This is a genomic window from Actinomadura sp. CNU-125, from assembly GCF_001942465.1.
GTDB lineage: Bacteria > Actinomycetota > Actinomycetes > Streptosporangiales > Streptosporangiaceae > Spirillospora.
The window spans coordinates 1-1,859 of sequence record NZ_MKJY01000503.1 but is presented as its reverse complement, the minus strand read 5'-3'; the positions used below and the strand labels follow the sequence as shown (position 1 = coordinate 1,859).

The window sequence follows — 1,859 nt, the reverse complement described above, 5'->3', positions numbered from 1 at the left end:
CGCGGACGGCGGCGGATGCGACGGGGAGCGGAACACCGGGCCTCCTGAAGATCGCGGCGCCTCCACGGTGTCACCGATCTTCGCGGCGCGCCACCGTCCGCGCCGCCCGGCTCGCCCGGACGCCGGGACCGGCCGCTCTTCGGGGGGTTTTACTTTCCTCCGCACATATCGCGAATGGTGCGGACGTGGAGCGCTCCCAGTGAAACCGATTCGGTGTTCGCCCTGGGTGAGCATGTCGCTGCGCCGCGCCTACGGCTCCGTTGTTTGGCAGGATTCGACGACAGCGATAGGGCATCGACCTCCCGGAATATGTTGCGTTTTCGGTCATACCTGGTGAATTCTTGGGGACTTCACCGGCGGCCTCCGCGACCGGCGCCGCGGGGTCCGGTGCCAGGGGGGACCGCCTATGACCTGGGACATCCGCATGAGCACCAATATCTTCCGGCGCCTGCCCGTCGAGCAGGCGACCGGCCGGCTGTACGGCGGCCGGCATCGGCTCCGCGTGGTCTACCGGACCCGCGATCTCGTGGTGCTCGGCCTCGGAGTGATGATCGGCTCCGGCATTTTCAAGATCGCCGGAGAGGAGGCCGCGGGGACGGCCGGACCGGCCGTGCTGGTGTCGTTCCTCATCGCCGGGGTCGTCTGCCTGCTGGCCGCGCTCGCCTACGCCGAACTGTCGTCGATCATCCCCGTCGCGGGGAGCGCCTATTCGTTCAGCTACGTCGCGTTCGGGGAGGTGTGGGCCTGGGTCGTCGGGTGGGCGCTGCTGATGGAGCTGCTGCTGGCGGCGTCCGTCATCGCCCGCGTCTGGTCCCTGTACGCGACGCAGGCGCTGCACGACTTCGGCGCGCCGTCCCGTCCTGGCTCGGCGACCTGATCGGGCAGGAGAAGGGCCCGGACCTGCTCGCGCTCGGCATCCTGCTGCTGATCGTGCTGATGCTCGCCACCGGCAGCCGGCTCGGCCTGCGGACGCTGTGGTTCATGGTGATGGCCAAGGTCGTCGTGATCGGCCTGGTGATCGTGGTCGGCCTGAAGTACTTCGACCCCGGCAACCTCACGCCGCTCGTCCCGCCCGCGCGGCCCGCCCCCGAGGGCGGCGGGACCGCGCTGGACGCGCTGCTCGGCGCGCTCGGCGGCGGAACGCCGCACGCGTTCGGCGTCTGGGGGATCCTCGCCGCCGCACCCGCCGTCGCGTTCGCCTACATCGGTTTCGACCTGATCGCGACCGCCTCGGAGGAGACCGACGACGCGCCGCGCAAGGTGCCGCGCGGCATCATCACCGCGCTCGCCGCCGCCGTCGTGCTGTACTCGGCCGTGGCCGTCGCGTTCGTCGGAATGGTCGGCATGGACGGGCTCGCGCGCCTCGACGATGCCGGGCTGCTCCTCGCCAGCGCGTTCGACTCGGTCGGCGCGGGCGCGATGGCCGCGATCGTCGACGTCGGGGCGGTGCTGGCGCTCACCACGGTCCTGCTGGTGCTGCTGATCAGCCTCACCCGCGTGATCTTCTCGATGTCGCGGGACGGGCTGCTGCCGCGGCCCCTCGCCGGGATGAGCCGCTACCGGGTGCCCTCCCGCGCGACCCTGCTCGCGGGCGGCGCGGCGATCGTCATGTCGCAGACCGTGGACGTCCTCACGCTCCAGCAACTCGTGGTGATCGGCACGCTGTTCGCGTTCCTGTTCGTCGCCGCGGCCGTCCCGACGCTGCGCCGCGCCCGTCCCGACCTGCACCGCCCGTTCCGGGTGCCCGCCGCGCCGGTGACCGCGTCGGTGACGATGGCCCTGGTCGGCTGGCTGATGCTGAACCTCAACGTGCGGACGTGGGTCTACTTCGCCGTCTGGATGGCCGTGGGCCTCGTGCT

At 71.3% G+C, this 1,859-nt stretch carries 2 protein-coding genes; both read left to right on the top strand.

Annotation, left to right across the window (positions count from 1 at the left end; all coding sequences use genetic code 11):
• The first annotated feature begins 424 nt into the window (after positions 1-424).
• Positions 425-877 carry an amino acid permease gene (locus BJF79_RS63700; protein WP_262403220.1) on the top strand — a complete coding sequence of 151 codons (453 nt, stop codon included), beginning with the start codon at positions 425-427 and terminating at the stop codon, positions 875-877.
• Positions 878-936: 59 nt separating this feature from the next.
• The coding region (locus tag BJF79_RS54525; protein ID WP_262403221.1) for an APC family permease at positions 937-1,859 on the top strand (923 nt) is incomplete at its 3' end.

Bases quoted from the DNA above. Each gene is read 5' to 3' on its own strand.
- BJF79_RS63700 (WP_262403220.1), top strand. From the start codon at position 425: ATGAGCACCAATATCTTCCGGCGCCTGCCCGTCGAGCAGGCGACCGGC.